16 protein-coding genes are annotated in these 18,626 nt (G+C 62.6%); 8 read left to right on the top strand and 8 right to left on the bottom strand.

Translation table 11 applies throughout. The annotated features are described in order from the left end of the window. The first annotated feature begins 75 nt into the window (after window positions 1-75). From ASG68_RS06480 to ASG68_RS06470, 3 genes are all read left to right on the top strand, one after another. A complete protein-coding gene (locus ASG68_RS06480; protein ID WP_062581427.1) occupies window positions 76-939 on the top strand; it encodes a DMT family transporter in 864 nt (287 codons plus the stop codon). Window positions 940-1,048: 109 nt separating this feature from the next. After that, window positions 1,049-1,969, top strand: coding sequence for a LysR family transcriptional regulator (locus ASG68_RS06475; protein WP_062581425.1), 921 nt, complete (start codon window positions 1,049-1,051; stop codon window positions 1,967-1,969). A gap of 149 nt (window positions 1,970-2,118) precedes the next feature. Next, complete coding sequence (locus ASG68_RS06470; protein WP_062581423.1) at window positions 2,119-2,796, top strand: glutathione S-transferase family protein; 678 nt, start codon at window positions 2,119-2,121, stop codon at window positions 2,794-2,796. A 9-nt stretch (window positions 2,797-2,805) separates the two neighbouring features. On the opposite strand, the gene ASG68_RS06465 is transcribed toward ASG68_RS06470, so the two are convergent. Together ASG68_RS06465 and ASG68_RS31130 are read right to left on the bottom strand one after the other, a co-directional pair. Further along, window positions 2,806-3,141 carry a hypothetical protein gene (locus ASG68_RS06465; RefSeq protein ID WP_062581421.1) on the bottom strand — a complete coding sequence of 112 codons (336 nt, stop codon included), beginning with the start codon at window positions 3,139-3,141 and terminating at the stop codon, window positions 2,806-2,808. Window positions 3,142-3,297: 156 nt separating this feature from the next. Then, window positions 3,298-5,169: a calcium-binding protein gene (locus ASG68_RS31130; protein WP_062581419.1), complete on the bottom strand. Its 1,872-nt coding sequence runs from the start codon at window positions 5,167-5,169 to the stop codon at window positions 3,298-3,300. A gap of 1,064 nt (window positions 5,170-6,233) precedes the next feature. Between ASG68_RS31130 and ASG68_RS06455 the strand changes: the two genes are divergently transcribed. Beyond that, window positions 6,234-7,883, top strand: a complete 1,650-nt coding sequence (locus ASG68_RS06455; RefSeq protein ID WP_413813991.1) for an arylsulfatase — start codon at window positions 6,234-6,236, stop codon at window positions 7,881-7,883. A gap of 326 nt (window positions 7,884-8,209) precedes the next feature. Here ASG68_RS06455 and ASG68_RS06450 read toward each other — a convergent pair whose 3' ends face one another. From ASG68_RS06450 to tsaD, 6 genes are all read right to left on the bottom strand, one after another. Continuing rightward, a complete protein-coding gene (locus ASG68_RS06450; RefSeq protein ID WP_062577728.1) occupies window positions 8,210-10,030 on the bottom strand; it encodes an ABC-F family ATP-binding cassette domain-containing protein in 1,821 nt (606 codons plus the stop codon). Window positions 10,031-10,032: 2 nt separating this feature from the next. Further along, a complete protein-coding gene (locus ASG68_RS06445) occupies window positions 10,033-10,683 on the bottom strand; it encodes a thiamine diphosphokinase (RefSeq protein WP_062577726.1) in 651 nt (216 codons plus the stop codon). A gap of 86 nt (window positions 10,684-10,769) precedes the next feature. Then, window positions 10,770-11,201 carry an EVE domain-containing protein gene (locus ASG68_RS06440; protein ID WP_062577724.1) on the bottom strand — a complete coding sequence of 144 codons (432 nt, stop codon included), beginning with the start codon at window positions 11,199-11,201 and terminating at the stop codon, window positions 10,770-10,772. A 1-nt stretch (window position 11,202) separates the two neighbouring features. After that, window positions 11,203-11,496: a YciI-like protein gene (locus ASG68_RS06435; protein ID WP_062577722.1), complete on the bottom strand. Its 294-nt coding sequence runs from the start codon at window positions 11,494-11,496 to the stop codon at window positions 11,203-11,205. A gap of 16 nt (window positions 11,497-11,512) precedes the next feature. Further along, entirely contained in the window at window positions 11,513-12,511 is a 999-nt protein-coding gene (locus ASG68_RS06430) for an NAD(P)H-dependent glycerol-3-phosphate dehydrogenase (RefSeq protein ID WP_062577720.1), read from the bottom strand. Between the two features lies 1 nt (window position 12,512). Beyond that, complete coding sequence (gene tsaD / locus ASG68_RS06425; RefSeq protein ID WP_062577718.1) at window positions 12,513-13,610, bottom strand: tRNA (adenosine(37)-N6)-threonylcarbamoyltransferase complex transferase subunit TsaD; 1,098 nt, start codon at window positions 13,608-13,610, stop codon at window positions 12,513-12,515. 76 nt (window positions 13,611-13,686) lie between these two features. Here tsaD and hemC point away from each other — a divergent pair, with 76 nt between their 5' ends. From hemC to ASG68_RS06405, 4 genes are all read left to right on the top strand, one after another. After that, window positions 13,687-14,616 carry a hydroxymethylbilane synthase gene (gene hemC / locus ASG68_RS06420; RefSeq protein ID WP_062577717.1) on the top strand — a complete coding sequence of 310 codons (930 nt, stop codon included), beginning with the start codon at window positions 13,687-13,689 and terminating at the stop codon, window positions 14,614-14,616. 3 nt (window positions 14,617-14,619) lie between these two features. Then, entirely contained in the window at window positions 14,620-15,321 is a 702-nt protein-coding gene (locus tag ASG68_RS06415) for a uroporphyrinogen-III synthase (protein ID WP_062603961.1), read from the top strand. A gap of 145 nt (window positions 15,322-15,466) precedes the next feature. Next, window positions 15,467-16,750, top strand: coding sequence for a mitofilin family membrane protein (locus ASG68_RS06410; RefSeq protein WP_062577713.1), 1,284 nt, complete (start codon window positions 15,467-15,469; stop codon window positions 16,748-16,750). A 10-nt stretch (window positions 16,751-16,760) separates the two neighbouring features. After that, window positions 16,761-18,614: a heme biosynthesis protein HemY gene (locus ASG68_RS06405; RefSeq protein ID WP_082478568.1), complete on the top strand. Its 1,854-nt coding sequence runs from the start codon at window positions 16,761-16,763 to the stop codon at window positions 18,612-18,614. The last annotated feature ends 12 nt before the right edge of the window (window positions 18,615-18,626 follow it).

Raw genomic sequence — 18,626 nt, 5'->3', positions numbered from 1 at the left:
AACTGTATCAGTCTGTCGCTGGCGGGAACAGTGCCTGCGGAGGATAAGGGAGGCATCGAAGCAGAGGACTGACAGATGGACAGATCGACCGCCGGATGGCTCAACGGCTTTATGGGCATGCTGATTTTCAGCGGCTCGCTTCCGGCCACGCGCGTTGCGGTGATGGATTTCGATCCGGTCTTCCTCACCGTAGCACGGGCGGCGATCGCCGGGATCATCGGCTTGCTGCTTCTTGTTCTCCTGAAACAGAAGCGGCCGACGGGCCGGGAGATCGTGTCTCTCCTGGTCGTCGCCGGTGGCGTCGTCGTCGGCTTCCCTCTGCTGACGGCGCTGGCGCTGAAGCATGTGACATCGGCCCATTCCATCGTCTTCATCGGCCTGCTGCCGCTCGCCACCGCGACGTTTGGTGTCATCCGTGGCGGCGAACGCCCGAAGCCCGCCTTCTGGTTCTTCTCGATCCTCGGAAGCGTCCTTGTCGCCGGTTTCGCTGCGACACGCGGCTTGAGCGCGTCGCTGACCGGCGATCTCCTGATGCTGGCAGCGGTCATTGTCTGCGGTCTCGGTTATGCCGAGGGCGGCAGGCTGTCGCGAACAATCGGCGGCTGGCAGGTGATCTGCTGGGCGCTGGTCCTGTCGCTGCCGCTGATGATCGTCGTCACATTCATCTTCATGCCGCCGACCTTCGCCGGTATCGGCATGCCGGCCCTTGTCAGCCTGGGTTACGTCTCGCTGTTCAGCATGCTGATCGGCTTCGTCTTCTGGTATCGCGGCTTGTCACAGGGCGGCATCGCCGCCGTCGGCCAACTGCAGTTGTTGCAGCCCTTCTTCGGCCTCGCCCTTGCCGCGACGCTGCTGCACGAGACGGTGACCTGGAGCATGCTCGCCGTCACCGTCGCCGTCATCCTCTGCGTGGCCGGCGCGCGACGGTTTGCCCGCTAACCTACGAAGACATTGCATCCTTTCCCAGTCTGCGCTTTGACCCGGCGTACCGCTGCTATATTCAGGGGTAGCTGTCGTCTGCGACGGCGGGGCAGGGAGGAGAGCAACAGTGAGCCAGCGAATTTCCGATTTCGATGTCGGCCTGCTGCTGACGCTGGACGCGCTGCTGAAGGAGCCGAACGTCACCCATGCCGCCGGGCGGCTGAACATCAGCCAGTCGGCACTTTCCGCCCGGTTGACGCGGCTTCGGCATCTGCTCAACGATCCGCTGTTCATTCCCTCCGTCTCCGGTCGCGGCATGATCCCGACGCCGCATGCGGTGGCGCTGCAGCCGGAACTGACGCGGCTGATCGAGCGGTTCGGTGATTTTGTCAACACCGCCCATCTGTTCGATCCCGCCACCAGCAAACGGGTGTTCCGGATCGCCGCTACCGATAACCCCGCCGCCATCCTGGCGCCCGATCTTATTCCGCTGATCAAGGCCCATGCACCGTCGATCAAGATCGCCTTCACCCTGCCGGACAAATCGAAGATCGCCGGTCTGCTCGAACAGGGCGAGGTCGACCTGTTCGTCGGCGCGGCCGAGGATGGCTCGAACGAATTGATCTCCAGCACGCTGTTCGAGGAAAAATTCGTGACCGCCCAGCGACGCGATCATCCGCGCGGAAAGCGGGAACTGACGCTCGACGAGTTCTGCGATCTCGATCATTTGCTGATCTCGACCAGCGGCGGACATTTCAGCGGCATGGTCGACAATGCTCTGGCGGAGATAGGCCGGGAACGCCGGGTGTCGGTTTCGCTTCAGAGCTACGGCATGGCGCCGCTGGTGCTGGCGAGCACGGATTGCATCTGCACTCTGCCACTGCGCTTCCTCGAGCGGTTTACCGATACGCTCGACCTCTTCGAGCCGCCCTTGCCGCTATCGCCCTTCACGATCAACGTCTTCTGGCATCCCCGCATGCGGGCGGATCCGGCTCACATCTGGTTGCGCAAGATGGTGATGACGGCGTCGCGGCCGGGACGGCGCTGAAACAGGCATCGATTTGTCGATTGGGTGCGATCCAACGGATCGATTGGTCAGGCGAGCGTATGAACATCATGGTACGGCCAGGCCTTCAATCGTGAAGGCGGCGGGCCGCGCTTCCGGCGGGCCGCATCCTCCTGCCAACGGATGATTCCATGCTCGATTTCTATTTTCATGCCACGCCGAATTCGATGAAGGTGGCGGTGCTACTCAAGGAGTTGAACCTCGATTTTAAGGTCAGGCCGATCGACATTTTCAAGGGTGAACAGCACCGGCCGGACTTCCTGAACATCAACCCGAACGCCAAGGTGCCGGCGCTGGTGGATGGCGGTGTGACCGTGTTCGATTCCCACGCGATCCTGCTCTATCTCGCCGAAAAGCATGGCCGCTTCGTTCCGGCCGATCTCGGCGAAAAGGCGGTGATGCTCTCCTGGCTACAACTGGTGGCGACTGGCCTCTCTCCCTTTTCCGGCCAGGCGATCCATTTCCTGCATTATGCACCCGAAGACCTGCCCTATGCCAAGAATCGCTACGTCAAGGAACTGGAACGGCATTACCGGGTGTTCGATGCCCGGCTGAAGGATAGCCCATGGCTAGCGGGCGGGGATTATTCGATTGCCGACATGGCGCTCTGGGGCTGGGCAGCATCGGCCGGCTATGTCTTCGACGAAAAGGGACTTTCCGATTATCCGCATGTCGCCCGGTTCATGCAGGCGATGGCCGAGCGCCCCGCCGTGCAGCAGGCGCTCGCGCTCAAACAGGGGCATGCCTTCAAGTCGATGCTGGATGATGACAGCCGCAAGGCCTTGTTTTCGCAAGGTGTGGCTGCGTAGGGAGGCGGTTCAAGAAGCGTTTCCGGGACGGGCAGGGGAAAGCTGGATCGAATGCCGATCCATAAGCTCTCCCTGCTCCACCAACAGCTTGCTCCAGACCTGGCCGGATGCGGTTCCACCGATGAGCATTGGGGACGTCCGGCGAATGGACACGCCGGCATCGGCAAGCAGCCGCTCGCACCAGTCTCCCATATCCGCTGATGGCGTGGAAATCTTGAAGGACAAAATACGATCGGGTCGATGTGCCGCCAGATAGGCGCGGATCGTGGTTGCCGTCGCGGCATGCTGCGCATGGACCGTGGCGCAGACCATGTTCTCTTCCATGATCGTATCGAGCTCGGACATCGGTGATGCATTCCTTTCAAGCAGGTCTCGGCCCGACCGATACTGCATCAAGGCGCCGCAATTGTCATGCGGATGGCCATGCGGCGGAGCAGCGCTCACACGACAAAACCCCCGCCGTGACTGGAGAACGGCGGGGGCTTGTCATGCGCGTTGCGTTTACAGCAGGAAGTCCGAGCTGGAGACGCTGGTGACGCCGATCAGGTCGATGCGGAAGTCTGCCAGGCCGTCGCCGTTGACATCGCCGTAGACGGTGGTGTTGCCGTTGGCCTTGGTCGTCCAAAGGGTGCCGTCATCGGCCATGCCGGGCTTGGCGATCGTGAAGGTGAAGGCATTGTTGCCGGACACCTGGCTGCTGGCGTCGATCGAGGAGAGGTCGATCTTGTCATAGCCGTGTTCGAAGTCCTTGATCGTGTCCCAGCCGCTCAGCGCGCTTTCGGATGTCGATTTGAACATGAACGTGTCGTTGCCGGTGCCGCCCCAGAGGCTGTCGCCGAGCGCCCCGCCGGTCAGCGTGTCATTGCCGGCATCGCCGTGCAGGGCGTCGATGTCAAGACCGCCGTCAAGCTTGTCGTTGCCGTCACCGCCGAACAGGATGTCGATGCCGACGCCGCCATTGACGAAGTCGTTGCCTGCGCCGCCATAAAGCTCGTCATAGCCGGTTTCGCCGTTGATGATGTCGCCGCCGGCGCCGCCGTCGACCCGGTCGTTGCCGGTGCCGCCCCAGATGAAGTCGACGCCATCATTGCCGTAGAGGGAATCGTCGCCGTTTTCGCCATAGAGCAGGTCGTCGCCATTGCCGCCGGATATGCCGTCATTGCCGTCGCCGCCATGCAGCGTGTCGTTGCCGTTGATGCCGAAGATCGTGTCGTTGCCGGCCATGCCGTCGATATAGTTGTTGCCTTCGCCGCCCGACAGGCTGTTGTTGTAGGCGTTGCCGTAGCCGATCTGGTCGCCGGTGCCACCGAGCGAAAGATTTTCCATGTTGATGCCGAGCGTGTAGCTCGCCACCTTGGAAATGATCGTATCGGTGCCTTCGCCGCCATATTCGGTTGTTTTGTCGGAGAGGGTGTCGATCACGAAAGTGTCGTTGCCCATGCCGCCCCACATCGTGTCTGCGCCCGAGCCGCCATCGATGAAATCGCTGCCCTCGCCGCCGTCGATCCGGTCGGCATCGCGGCCGCCCATCATATAGTCGTTGCCGCTGCCGCCATAGAGATTGTCCTTGCCGTCATCGCCCATCAGCGTGTCGCTGCCGGCGTCACCGTAGAGCGTGTCATGGCCGTCCTTGCCGCTGATATAGTCGTTGCCGGCGGCCCCGCGAAAAATCTCGCTGCGGCCGGCACCCGTCATGCGGTTGTTGAGTTCGTTGCCCTTCAGTTCGCCGCCGCCATCCGGCGTTTCGAAATCGATGACCGGGAACACGGTCGATTCATAGACGTGGCCGTCCACTTCCAGGTTCTCGACATTGGCGCCGAGTTTATAGTCGATGCCGAGCAGGACGCGGACCGTGTCGGTGCCGCCATTGGCGTCCTCGTGGATGATGTTGGTGGAATCGCCGCCGATGTCGACATACCGGTCGTCGCCGGCACCGCCATAGAGATCCATGGTGAAGTTGTCATCGACATTGTCGACTTTGAACGTGTCGTTGCCTTCGCCGCCATAGGCCTTGCCGCCGCCGCTGAGAACGAATGTGTCGTTGCCTTCCTCGCCGTAGAGCTTGGCGTTGGTGTCGGAATAGTTCTGGATGATGTCGTCGCCGGTACCGGCATAGACGATGCCCGCTCCATCCCGGAAGATATGGGCATAGGCGCCGATCTGGATCTCGTCATTGCCGGCGCCGCCATAGATCATGTCGTAGCCGTCGCCGGACGATATGATGTCGTTGCCATTGCCGCCGAAGATATAGTCGTCGCCGTCACCGGTGGTGATCGTGTCGTTGCCGTCTTCGCCTTCGATGTAATAATTGTCGTCGTCCGGAGCGGTCCATGTGTTGTGGCCGCTGCCCAGCTTGATCTGAAACTGTCCCATTGTCGTTCTCCATCCCGTTGGTTTGATGAGCATGTCGGTTCGTTCCGACTGCATGGGGAGGGTTATCGTTCGTTTCTGTTTCAGTTTGAGTTCGTTTGGCGAGCGAAATTGTTTCAATTGTTTCAGTGATGCGGCGGAAATGGGGTTTTTAGGCTATGTTGCAGGTGGCTCAGGGCGCGTCCCCTCCGTCATCCTCGGGCTTAACCCGAAGATCCATCCGCACAAGCCATTGATTGAGAAGAGTCTTTTGACCCGACGGACGTCGGGTCGCTGGATCCCCGGGTCAAGCCCGAGGATGACGGAGTGTGGGGAGGCGTTGGTGTCAAATAACCGGCTTCGGAAGCCGTAGCCTTGCGTTTTGCTTTCGCATTTTCATTTGAAACGCTGACGTCAGCGATTCCGCAACGTCTTGCAGCCACGCGCGAAAAATCGCCGTGGTTTTCAAAGAGCAGTCCGGCCGGGACACATCGAGTGCATCAGGGTATAGTAGTAGGTGACACGCGATGTGCCCCGTTTCGGTGTCTTTTGCCGCGCTTCTCAGGTTCTTCTGCGCCTCCCGTTTGACGGAGAGGCCTCCAATGCCCCGGCCCGCTGCTTATCCGCTGGGCCTTTCTACCCGGCACGCCCGGTTCATTCGCGAACCGGAGGAGAACCGCCTTTCACGCGGCCCCGGATATCCGGCGCGCGTTCCGCCAGACCATCCGGGCACCGACCCCGCCTCGCCGGCAACGCAAACCGGTGTATCCGTGACGGGACGAGTGGATTGTGGCACAGGTGATGGGGGCGGGGATGAATGGGGATGAATTTTTTAGTGGGAGGGGGCCGACTGCAGACAGTCCCCTGCTGAGGCTTTGCCCTCGAACCGACATTCGAGTTGGGTTCGAAGGTTTTGGACGTGTGAAATGCAAACGCCGTGAGTTAGCAATTTACGCTTCTGTTAAAATGAACTCCTGCCTTGTTACCGTAACGTACTTCCATTTACGTGGTTTCAAACGAGAGTAGCGCGTCAACGACATGACCTGCCAATAGGCAGGTCTATCCGATCCGCGAAAGAGGAGACTGCAATGTCTGGAGCCTTAGACACGACACGATGGGGGGCCATGACTAGACTCTCCCGCAGGCTGTTAAGCGCGACCGTTGCCGCAGCGATATCGTTGACTGTAGGTACAATCGCCACCAAGACCGCAAATGCACAGGACGCGGCGGCTGTGAAGCCGAACATCCTTGTCATCTTCGGCGACGACATTGGCCAGACGAACATTTCCGCCTATTCGGACGGGGTTGTCGGCTACATGACCCCTAACATCGACCGCATTGCCAACGAAGGCCTGAGGTTCACGGACTACTACGCCGAGAACAGTTGCACGGCGGGACGATCCACCTTCATCACAGGGCAGACTTGCCTTCGGACAGGCCTCTGCAAGGTTGGTGCGCCCGGCGCGTCCGTGGGTCTCCAAGACGGCGATATTACGATCGCTCAGGCTCTCAAGACGCTGGGCTATGCAACAGGCCAGTTCGGCAAGAACCACCTTGGAGACAGGGACGAGTACCTACCCACAAATCACGGGTTCGACGAATTCTTCGGCAACCTCTATCACCTGAACGCCGAGGAAGAGCCGGAAGCGCCATACTGGCCTAGAGATGACGAAGAGTTTCTGAAGGCCTATTCGCCGCGCGGGGTCTTGAAGGCGTCCGCTGACGGAAAGGTCGAGGACACTGGGGCTTTGAACAAGAAACGCATGGAGACGATCGACGACGAGACGACCGCGGCAGCTATCGACTTCATCGACCGTCAGGCCAAGGCGAAGAAGCCGTTCTTCACCTGGATGAACACGACGCGTATGCACGCCTTCACCCACGTTCGGGAATCGATGAAAGGCGTAAGTGGCATGCGCGGCAACGATTATGCCGACGGCATGGTCGAGCACGACGGCGACGTTGGCAAACTATTGAAGAAGCTAGACGAGCTTGGGATCGCAGACAACACTATCGTCGTTTACACCACCGACAATGGTCCAAATCAATGGTCATGGCCGGACGCCGCAACAACGCCGTTCCGTTCAGAGAAAGATACCAACTGGGAGGGCGCATTCCGTGTCCCAGCAATGGTTCGCTGGCCCGGTCACATCAAACCCAACCAGGTTTCCAACCAGATCTTCTCGGGTCTCGACTGGTTCCCGACGCTTGTCGCCGCTGCGGGGGACCCCGACATCAAGAGCCGCCTATTGAGCGGTTGGAAGCCCGAAGGCAGCACCGTCAGTTTTAAAAACCATCTCGATGGCTATAACCAGCTCGACTACATCACCGGCAAGACGGACAAGAGCGCCCGCAAGGACTTTTACTACTTTGACGACGACGGAGCCTTGGTGGCGACCCGGTTCGACGACTGGAAGGTCGTGTTTCACGAGCAGCCCGCGCCGGGAGGCTTCGCCGTCTGGCAGACACCATTGATCACCTGGCGCATTCCGAAACTGTTCAATTTGCGGATGGATCCGTATGAACGGGCCGACATCGTTTCCGATCAATACAACGATTTTCTTGCTCGGAATGACTATTTGCTCGTGAAGGGCCAGCTCCAGGCGGCGGCTTTCCTCGAGACCTTCGTCAAATATCCGCCCAGCCAACGGGTGGCAAGCTTCAACATCGAGGGCGTACGCGAACAGGTCGACAAGGCGATCGACCAGTCCTTTAGGGATCGTGGCATCGAGAAATAAGACCAAGAACAGGCGGCACACGCCGCCTCTTCTTTTCTAGTTCTTGGGCAGTGACATGACCGGTCGCGACGACACTCTCCCTTGGCCAGCGTGATGTTCGTTGCCGACGTCGCGAGCGCCGAGGACGCAATTCTTGCGAAGGAATTTTCGGCCAGAGGATATTCTCGGCGAGGTGGAATTACTCGCTTAGCTCAGTGCCTAATGCAGTAGTTCTCTTCGACTCCAAATGGTGCTTGCGTGTCGCTGGTATGTCCGCCTTAAGTCAGTGACCGAGCTAACGTTAATGGCCGAGAAGGGGGCGAGAAGCTGACCTCCCTTCACCAATTCTACCCCTCCAATTCCTCCCGCAGCATCTCCAATTCCAGCCATTCCTCTTCCATCTTCGTCACCGAATCCCGCAGCTTTTCCAGTTCGCTGGCGAGCGTTGAAAACCGGGTAGGGTTCTTGGTGAACAGGTTGGGGTCGGCCATTTCCTTTTCGCGTCTGGCGATTTCGGATTCGGCTTTTTCCATCTCTTTCGGCAGGTTTTCGAGCGCGAATTTCTGTTTGAAGGAGAGTTTGCCTTTGGCCGCCTTGGGGGCCTGGGTGGTGGTGTCGGTGGATCTGGCTTTTTCGGCTTTTTCGGCGCGCTTCTTTTCGTCGGCGGCGCCCTTCTTCTGGGCCATCATGTCGGAATAGCCGCCGGCATATTCGATCCAGCGGCCGTCAGGCGCATCCGGGTTGGCGGGCGCGATGGTCGAGGTGACGGTGCGGTCGAGGAAGTCGCGGTCGTGGCTGACGAGGATGACGGTGCCGGAAAAGCCGGCGACGATTTCCTGCAGCAGGTCCAGCGTCTCGATGTCGAGGTCGTTGGTCGGTTCGTCGAGGATCAGGAGGTTGGTCGGGCGCGACAGGATGCGGGCGAGCATCAGGCGGGCGCGCTCGCCGCCGGACAGGTTCTTGATCGGGGTACGGGCCTGTTCGGGCTGGAACAGGAATTCCTTCATATAGCCGGTGACATGGCGCTGCTCGCCATTGACCAGCAGGTTTTCGCCGCGCCCGTCGGTGAGGTAATGGGCGAGCGTATCCTCGAGGTTCAGGTCCTCGCGGCGCTGGTCGAGCGTGGCGATCTCGAGGTTTGTGCCGAGCTTGACCGTGCCGGAATCCGGCTCGATCTGGCCGGTCAGCATCTTGAGCAGCGTCGTCTTGCCGGCACCGTTCGGGCCGACAAGGCCGATGCAATCGCCGCGATGGACGCGCATCGAGAAGGGTGAGACAATCGTGCGTTCGCCATAGGCCTTGGTGATCTTTTCCGCCTCGATCACCAGCTTGCCGCTCTCCTGCGCGTCGCTGGCGCTTGCCTGCACGGAACCCTGCGGCCCCTTGTGGCCACGATATTTCGAGCGCAGGTCCTGCAGCGCGCCGAGGCGGCGCATGTTGCGCTTGCGCCTTGCAGTGACGCCATAGCGCAGCCAGTGCTCCTCGCGCTCGATCTCCTTGCCGAGCTTGTGCTGTTCCAGCTCTTCCGCCTCGAGGATCTGGTCGCGCCAGGCCTCGAACTGACCAAAGCCCTGGTTCAGCCGCCGCGACAGGCCGCGATCGAGCCAGACGGTGGCGTTCGATACCTTTTCGAGGAAGCGGCGGTCGTGGGAAATGACGACGAGGGCCGAGCGGCTCTTCACCAGCTCGCCTTCCAGCCATTCGATGGTCGGCAGGTCGAGATGGTTGGTCGGCTCATCGAGCAGCAGGATATCCGGCTCCGGCGCCATGACGCGGGCAAGCGCTGCGCGGCGCGCCTCGCCGCCAGAGAGCTGCGCCGGGTCCTCGTCGCCGGTGAGGCCCAGATGTTCGAGCAGATAGGCGACGCGGTAGGGATCGTCGCTCGGTCCGAGGCCGGCCTCGGCATAGGCGCGCACGGTGGAAAAACCGTCGAAATCCGGCGCCTGGTGCAGGTAGCGCAGCGTCACGGAGGGATGGCGGAAGATTTCGCCGGATTGCGGCTCGGCCAGGCCCGCCGCCATCTTCATCAGGGTCGATTTGCCCGAGCCGTTGCGGCCGACGAGGCAGATGCGGTCGCCCGGCTCCACCTGCATGTTGGCGCCGGCAAGCAGCGGCGTGCCGCCGAAGGACAGGAAGATATCGTCGAGTTTCAAAATGGGCGGCGCCATGATCAGGCTCCCGAAAGATCAAAGGGGCGGGCGAGGATCAGCGCCCGGCCGGAGGACAGGGTGAAGCGGACGGTGCCCTCGGCGACATTGGAAATCGTGCGCGAGGAACCGAACGGCAGATGGAAATCATGAAGCGGGTAACGCGCGCCGGTAATGCAGAGGCCGGTCAGCGTGTCGAGCCCGAGGATGGAAAACAGGCTGCCCTTCGGCAGGTCGATGGCGCGGCTGCCTGATAGCAGCGGCCAGGCCTCTTCCTCGCCGGAAGTGAGCAGCACGTCGAAGCCGTCTTCGGCGAGCTTGGCCGCATAGAGCAGGTGCATGAAGGCATGGTCGCTGCGCTCCCCACCCAGCGCGCCGGCCAGGATCAGCCGTTTCGCGCCGCGCTCCAGCGCTGCCGCAACCGCGATCTCGCCATCGGTTTCGTTCTTGGCGGGTGGGTAAGGCTCGCGGTGGACGTTCGGCCATTCACTGATCAGGGCGTCCGGGGTGGAATCGAAATCGCCGACCCAGAGTTCGGGGGTGAGGCTGAGGGTTGCGGCATGGCGCATGCCGCCATCGGCCGCGATGACGCGCGCGCCATCAAGCTGCGCCGCCAGCCGCTCCGTCGGCATCACTGCGCCGCCCATCAGGATTGCAAAAGCCCGTTCGTCCATGGCGCAAGGCCATAGCGTAAACAGGGGGATGAGGGGAAGGGGACGCCTTCATGAAAAGAGGGGCGGATAAGAAGCTTCCAGCCGCTTTACCGCGGCGGATCCTCCAATCCGCCCAGCCGGCAGATCTCGAGATACTCGTCTTCCGTCACCGGCTGTACCGAGAGCCGCATCGACGTCACCAGCGCCATCTTTTCGAACTTCGGATTGGCCTTGATGTCCTTTAACGAGACCGGCACCGGCAGGTCGCAGACGGCGCGGATATCGACGCAGTCCCATTTGGGATCGCCTTCAGCGGTCGAATCCGGATGCGAGAGCGCGCAGACCTCGGTGATCCCGACGATCTCGAGGCCCTCATTGGAATGGTAGAAGAAGCCCTTGTCACCGATCTGCATGGCCCGCATGTTGTTGCGCGCCAGATAGTTGCGCACACCGGTCCACTCGGTGCCCTTCTCGCCCGCATCCTTCTGCATTGCCCAAGACCACTTGAACGGCTCGGACTTGTAAAGCCAGTACCCCACCTCATGCCTCCGGCTTGTTGAAGACCCAGTTCCAGGGCTTGATGTCGACAGTGGCGAACAGGCCGACCTTGGCATAGGGGTCTGCGGCCGCGATGGCGCGGGCCTCCTCGATCGTTTCGGCCTTGATGACCACGAGGCTGCCGTTCGGCTTTGCCGCATCGTCGAGGAAGGGGCCGGCGAACGTCAGAACGCCCTTGGCGTTGAGATCGTTGAGGAAATCGACATGCTCCGGACGGGTATCCATCCTGAGCTGCAGGGCATTCGGCTTGTCGGTGCACAACACGGCAAAAAGCATGGTTTTCTCCTGATGATTATTCCTGCGTGATGGGGCGGGACATCAGCTGTTCCAGCGCCGTCTTCACGTCCATTCGTCCGTCGATGATATCGGCCACCGCATCGGTGATCGGCATGTCGATTTCGAGCGTGCGGGCAACATCGGCGGCAACGGAGGCCGCAAACGCGCCTTCCACCAGTTCGCCGCTATGGCCCTTGGCGCTGCCGCTGCGGCCGAGCGCGATCCCGTAGCGCAGGTTGCGCGACTGGTGGCTGGTCGCCGTCAGCACGAGATCGCCGAGCCCCGAAAGCCCGCGCACCGTATCTGCCTCACCCCCGCGCGCCGCAACGAAGCGCGACATTTCCGCAAGGCCGCGCGAGATCAACGCGGCGCGCGCCGAATCGCCGAGACCGGCGCCCTCGACAATGCCGCAGGCGATCGCCAGCACGTTCTTGAGCGCGCCACCGAGTTGCACACCGATCCGGTCCGCAGAGGGATAAAGCCGGAAGGTCGCACCGGACAGCACTTCTGCGAGACGCGATGCGCGTTCCATATCGCCGGCGGCGATCACCATCGCGGTCGGCAGGCCCTTGGCGATATCGGCAGCGAAACCGGGACCGGAGAGCACAGCGACATTCTGCTGATGCAACTCTTCCCCGACGACATCGGTCAGCAGCCGACCGCCGCCGCGCTCCATGCCCTTCGCGCAGATGACGACATCCACGCCCTTGCCGATGAAACCGCGCAAGGAAACGGCCGCCTCGCGCTGTGCCTGCGACGGCATGGCGAACAGCACGATGCCGGCGCCTTCCAGTACCGTCGGATCGTCGGTGACGACAAGCGTTTCCGGCAGGTCGATACCCGGCAGCGCGCTGTCGTTGCGGCCCGTCTGCCGGAAATCCTCGACGACACTTTCGCGCCGGGCGAGCAGCGTTACTCGCGCCTTGCCGGATGCGGCGGCAACGGCCGCCAGCGCCGTCCCGAAAGCGCCGGAGCCGACAACGACGATACGATCCGCATCAGCAATCTCAGTCATATCAAGCCTTCGCTCCCCGTTTGCCGAAGCCGATCAGGGCCTTGGCATCCGCATCCAGCGGCCAGCGCGAGCGTGGCGCGACATCGAGATCATCCGCCGGCAGGCCCGCCGCCATGCGCTCGGCCCCAGCCCAGGCGATCATCGCGGCGTTGTCCGTGCACAATTGCAGCGGCGGTGCGATGAAGCGGAAACCGTTTTTGTCGCACAGTTCCTGCAGCGTTGCCCGAAGTACCTGGTTTGCCGCGACACCGCCGGCAACGACCAACGCAGGATGCTCGACGGACCCGGCAAACTGTTCCTTGAACCGCACCAGCCCCCGGCCGATGCGATCCTTCAGCGTGCGCGAGATCGCCTTCTGGAACGAGGCGCAGATATCGGCGATGTCTTGCTCGGTCACCGGCGCGATCGACTGCGCCGCCTGCCGGACGGCCGTCTTCAACCCCGAGAAGGAGAAATCGAGCCGCGCCTCACCGACCAGCGGGCGGGGAAACGAGAAGCGGTCCGGATTGCCGCTTTTCGCCGCACGCTCGACGGCTGGGCCGCCCGGATAGGGCAGACCGAGCAGCTTGGCCGTCTTGTCGAAGGCTTCACCGAGTGCATCGTCGATCGTCGTGCCCCAGCGCTCATAGACGCCAATATCCTTGACGAGGATCAGCTGGGTATGGCCGCCGGAAACGAGCAGCATGAGATAGGGAAAGGCCAGTCCATCCGTCAGCCGCGCCGTCAACGCATGGCCTTCGAGATGGTTGACCGCATAGAGCGGCTTGCCGCTGGCGCGCGCCATCGCCTTGCCGGTCATCAAGCCGACAAGCAATCCGCCGATCAGACCGGGACCACTGGTCGCCGCGATCGCATCGACCTGCGACAGCGTGACGCCGGCGCGCAACAGCGCTTCCTCGATCAGCGTGTCCAGTGCCTCGACATGGGCGCGCGCGGCGATTTCCGGCACGACGCCACCATAAACGCTGTGCTCTTCCAGCTGGCTGAGAACCACGTCGCCAAGGATCTCGCCCCGGCCGTCCTCTTCACGCAACACCACGGAAGCGGCGGTCTCATCGCAGCTTGTTTCGATACCGAGAATGCGCAGGCGGGCGGACATGGGGCAGGTTTACTCGAATATTGCGGTCGCGGGGAAAGGCGGATACAGGAACTCCGGTAACAACGGATCGCAGTGGATGCAAACAAAACCTTTCCGGATCGGCACGCGGGGCAGCCCGCTGGCGCTGGCGCAGGCCCATGAAACGCGGGACCGCCTGATGGCGGCGCATGGCCTGCCATCCGAAATGTTCGAGATCGTCGTCTTGTCCACCATGGGCGACCGGATTACGGACCGCTCACTGTCGGAGATCGGCGGCAAGGGCCTCTTCACCCAGGAACTGGAGGACATGCTGACCTCCGGCGGGCTGGATTTCGCCGTACATTCATCCAAGGACATGCCGACGAAACTGCCAACCGGACTGTTTCTCTCCGCCTACCTGCCGCGGGAAGATGCACGCGACGCCTTCGTCGGACGCACCGCCGCAAAACTGCTGGACCTGCCTGAGGGCGCCACCATCGGTTCCTCGTCGCTGCGCCGTCAGGCGCTGATCAAGCGGCTGCGGCCCGATATCAACGTCGTCACCTATCGCGGCCTGGTCGATACGAGGCTCCGAAAGCTGGCAGAAGGCCAGGTCGATGCCACCCTGCTCGCCTTTGCCGGCCTGAAGCGTCTCGGCAAGGACGATGTGCCGACCGAGCTGCTCGATCCCGACATCTTCCCGCCGGCACCGGCGCAGGGCGCGATCTGTATCGAAAGCCGGATCGGCGACGAGAAGGTCAATGCGCTGCTCGAAGCCATCAACGACATCCGCACCCACGAAGCGGTGACCTGCGAGCGCGCCTTTCTCGGCACGCTTGATGGCTCCTGCCGCACGCCGATCGCCGGCTATGCCGTCTCCGATGGCGAGACCATCCGCTTTTCGGGCATGATCCTGACGCCGGATGGCAGCCAGTCGTTTCGCGTTTCGAGCGAAGGCAAGGCGTCCGATGCCGAGCAGCTCGGCGCCCACGCCGGCAACGATATCCGCATCGACGCGGGACCGGATTTCTTCTCGAGCTGGACCTGATCCATGCGCGTTCTTGTCACCCGCCCACAACCGGCAGCGGCGGCAACGGCGGCAAGACTGGAAGCCTTGGGGCATAAGGCCATTCTCGTGCCGCTGATGGCGGCGATCCGTGATCCCCGGGCGGCGCTGGACGCGCTGGCGCAGCCGCACACGGCCATTGCCACCACCAGCGCCGAAGCGATCCGCGCTCTGGGCGGGAACGACCTGACGCCGCACGTCGCCACCCCCCTCTATTGTGTCGGCTCAGCCACCGCAGACATTGCGCGGCAATCCGGATTCCAGTCGGTCATCGCTGGAGCCGGCACCGGCGCAAGCCTTGCCGAGCTGATCATCCGGGACGGCACAGGAGGGGCAGAAGGCGGGCTCCTCTATCTCGCCGGCCAGCCCCGCTCCCCGCATTTCGAGGCCGCGCTTGAACAGGCGGGCATCGTCTGCCGCGTGGTGGAAGTCTATCGCATGCAGCCGATCGAACACACGCCGGACGACATACGCGCGCAGCTGGCTTTGAGGCCAGATGCCATCCTGTTCTACTCGCAGGAAACGGTGCGGCATTTTTTCCGTATCGTGACGCCCGCGATGCTCACCGACTTTGATATCCGCCTGTTGTGCATGAGCAGCCAGATAGCAGATGCCGTGCCCGACGGTATAGGCGAGATCGCTGTTGCGGCAGCCCCCAGTGAAGAGAGCCTACTCGCGCTTCTCTGAACCCGCCGCAAGCCGCCTCGTGACCAAAACGCGTCGTGACCCAGTCAAGGAATTGTCGCTTGGGGGCTTTCCCTATGCCTAGTCCGTGTCTAGGTTTAAGCTGACAGAGTGCCTTCAGTTCATGCGATAACGGAAAGAGATCATCATGGGACCGGAAAACCCTCCGCGCCGCTCGAAGTCCGAACAGGAACCTTTGACGATCGATCTGGAAGCCAACGCGACCCCGGCGGCCGATGCCGCGACCGGCGACACGAAGGCTGAGCCCGAGACCCCGATAGAGGCGGCGGATGACGCACGCCCGTCGGACACCGAAACGCCTGTAGAGGTTGAAGAATCCGCGCGAACCGGAGACCCCGTGGAAGCCACCGCACCGGCGGACGAGGACGCCCGCGCCGAGGCGGCAGCCGCCGCCTTCGCCGAAGAACCGGCCGCCACCACCTACACGGAACAGCCTGCTGCGTCTGCACCGCCACCCTATCAGCGCCCGTCCAATGCCGGACCGCTCGCGGCCGGCATTCTCGGCGGCCTGATCGCCCTTCTTGCCGCCGGCGGCCTACAATATGCCGGCGTCCTGCCGGCGCTTGGTCCTGCAACGGATAACAGCACCATCGAACAAAGCCTGTCGGCGGATATCGAATCGATCAAGGCCCAGCTGGCGGCCGCACCCTCGTCGCAGACCGCCGATCTCGGCCCGCTGGAAACCCGTCTCGCAGCGTTGGAAAAAAGCGCGGCGGAAGGCGGCAACGGCACGGCCGCCGACGTTTCCGGTCTGGAGGCTCAAATCAGCAACCTGACCGGTGAAGTCGCCAGCCTGAAATCGGCGCTGGCCGACGCACAGCAATCGACCGAGGCAGCGAAATCCGAACTTTCGACCCGCATCGACGCGGCAGAAAAGAAGATCGACGAGCCAGCCAGTGACATCCAGCTGGCCCGCGCCATCGCCGTGACGGCGCTGAAGACGGCAATCGATCGCGGTGGCCCGTTCCTGGCCGAACTCGACGCCCTGAAAAGCATCGCGGCCGACGATCCGGCCGTCACAGGCCTTGCCAAGGACGCAACGCTGGGCGTCGCGCCGCGCGCCGATCTCACCCGCGATTTCCCGGCCGTGGCAGATGCCATGCTGGAAGCCACGCAGCATAGCGACCCCAATCAGGGCGTCTTCTCGCGGCTGATGGACAGCGCCACCTCCGCAATCCGCATCCGCCCGGTCGGCAGCGTCGAAGGCGAAGGCCCGGAAGCCGTGGTTGCCCGCATCGAGGACAAGCTGGTGAATGGCGATCTGAAGGGCGCAAGCCTGGAGTGGGAAGGCCTACCGGAACCGGCAAAGGCGGCGGGTGCCGATTTCAAGACGAAGCTTGACCAGCGCATCCGGGTCGAGGGGCTGATCGACGCCACCGTTTCCGGCGCCATGACGGCCAATCAGGGCTGAGGAAGATTTCATGATCCGCATTCTGTTCTATGTCCTCATCGTTCTGGCTCTTGGTGCTGGTTTTGCATGGCTGGCAGACCGCCCCGGTGAACTGTCGCTGATCTGGCAGGGGCAGCGCATCGAGATGAGCCTGATGGTGGCCGCGACGCTTCTGGCCTCGCTGATCGCCGCCATCCTGATCGTCGTCTGGCTGGTCCGCGTCGTCTGGCTGTCGCCGCATTCGATCACTCGCTATTTCCGCGCTCGCAAGCGTGACCGCGGTTATCAGGCGCTGTCGACCGGCCTCATCGCCGCCGGCGCCGGTGATTCCGCACTCGCCCGCAAGATGACGGCCCGCACCCGCGGCCTCCTGAGCGCCGACCAGGAGCCGCTGATCCATCTTCTTGAAGCACAGACGGCACTGATCGAAGGCAAGTACAACGACGCCCGCAAGAAATTCGAGCTGATGGCCGACGATCCCGAAACCCGGGAACTCGGCCTGCGCGGCCTCTATCTCGAGGCGAAGCGTTTGGGCGCCAACGAGGCTGCCCGCCAATACGCCGAGCGTGCCGCCGACAAGGCGCCGCACCTTCCTTGGGCAACGCTCGCCGCGCTCGATTATCGCAGCCAGTCCGGCCAGTGGGATGAAGCCATCCGCCTCATCGACCAGAGCCGCGCCGCTCATGTCATCGACAAGAAGGAAGCCGACCGCAAGAAGGCCGTGCTGCTGACCGCCCGCGCCGGCGAAAAGCTGGAATCGGACCCGAAGGGTGCCCGCGACGATGCGCAGGCGGCGTTGAAACTTTCCGAAACCCTGGTGCCCGCGGGCCTGATCGCCGCCAAGGCTTTGTTTCGCGAGGACAATCTGCGCAAGGCCGCCTCCATCCTCGAAAAGCTCTGGAAGCACGACCCGCATCCGGAAGTGGCCCGCACCTATGTCCGTGCCCGCAGCGGCGATTCGGCGCTTGACCGATTGAAGCGCGCCCACAAGCTGGAAGCGTTGAAACCGAACAATGTCGTGTCACTCGCCACCGTCGCCGAAAGCGCGCTGGAAGCCCGCGAGCTGCAGCTGGCCCGCGCGAAAGCCGAGGCCGCCGCCCGCATCCAGCCGAGCGAAGGCATCTTCCTGCTGCTGGCCGATATCGAGGAAGCCGATACCGGCGATGACGGCCGTATACGTCACTGGATGAACCAGGCGCTGAAAAGCCCACGCGATCCGGCCTGGACCGCCGATGGCATCACCTCTCCGGAATGGCTGCCGGTGTCGCCGGTCAGCGGTCGTCTCGACGCCTTCGAATGGAAGATGCCGGTTGCGCAGATTTCAGGCCCCGTCGAGGAAGGCAGCGCCGATATTGCCGACGAAGCCATCCGCAGCCTGCCGCCGGTGGCGATTGCCCATCACCGCGAGGAGCCGGTTCAAAAGCGCGTTGAAAAGGTGGTCGAGACCCCGGCAAAGTCTGTCGAGACACCGGCAAAGTCTGTCGAACCGGCGAAGGTGGAGAAGGTCGCCGAAGAGCCGGCCGTGAAGACGATCGCCGTTCCGGTTCCGACCGAATCGGTGATCGTTCCCCAGACGGTGAAGGCTGCCGCAAAGCCGGTATCGACGAAGATGGACGAGCCTGTTGCCGAGCCTTTCTTCGGCCGTCCGCCGGATGATCCGGGCGTGCGCGACCGCAGTGCCAAGCCCCAGGAAAAGACGACCGTGGCTGCGGCACCAGCCGAAACGGCCGTCGTTCCCCAGACAACGAAAGCAGCCACGAAGTCGCCGACGGCAAAGGCGGACGAACCCGTGGTTGAGCCCTTCTTCGGCCGCCCCCCGGATGATCCGGGCGTTCGCAAGGACAGCGCCAAACCTCTGGAAAAGACGACATTCCGACTGTTTTGAAGACCGAACCCG

This window comes from Rhizobium sp. Leaf453 (assembly GCF_001425605.1).
Classification (GTDB): Bacteria; Pseudomonadota; Alphaproteobacteria; order Rhizobiales; family Rhizobiaceae; genus Pararhizobium.
Note: the sequence above shows the minus strand (reverse complement) of the source record. Positions and strands in the feature narration are given on the sequence as shown.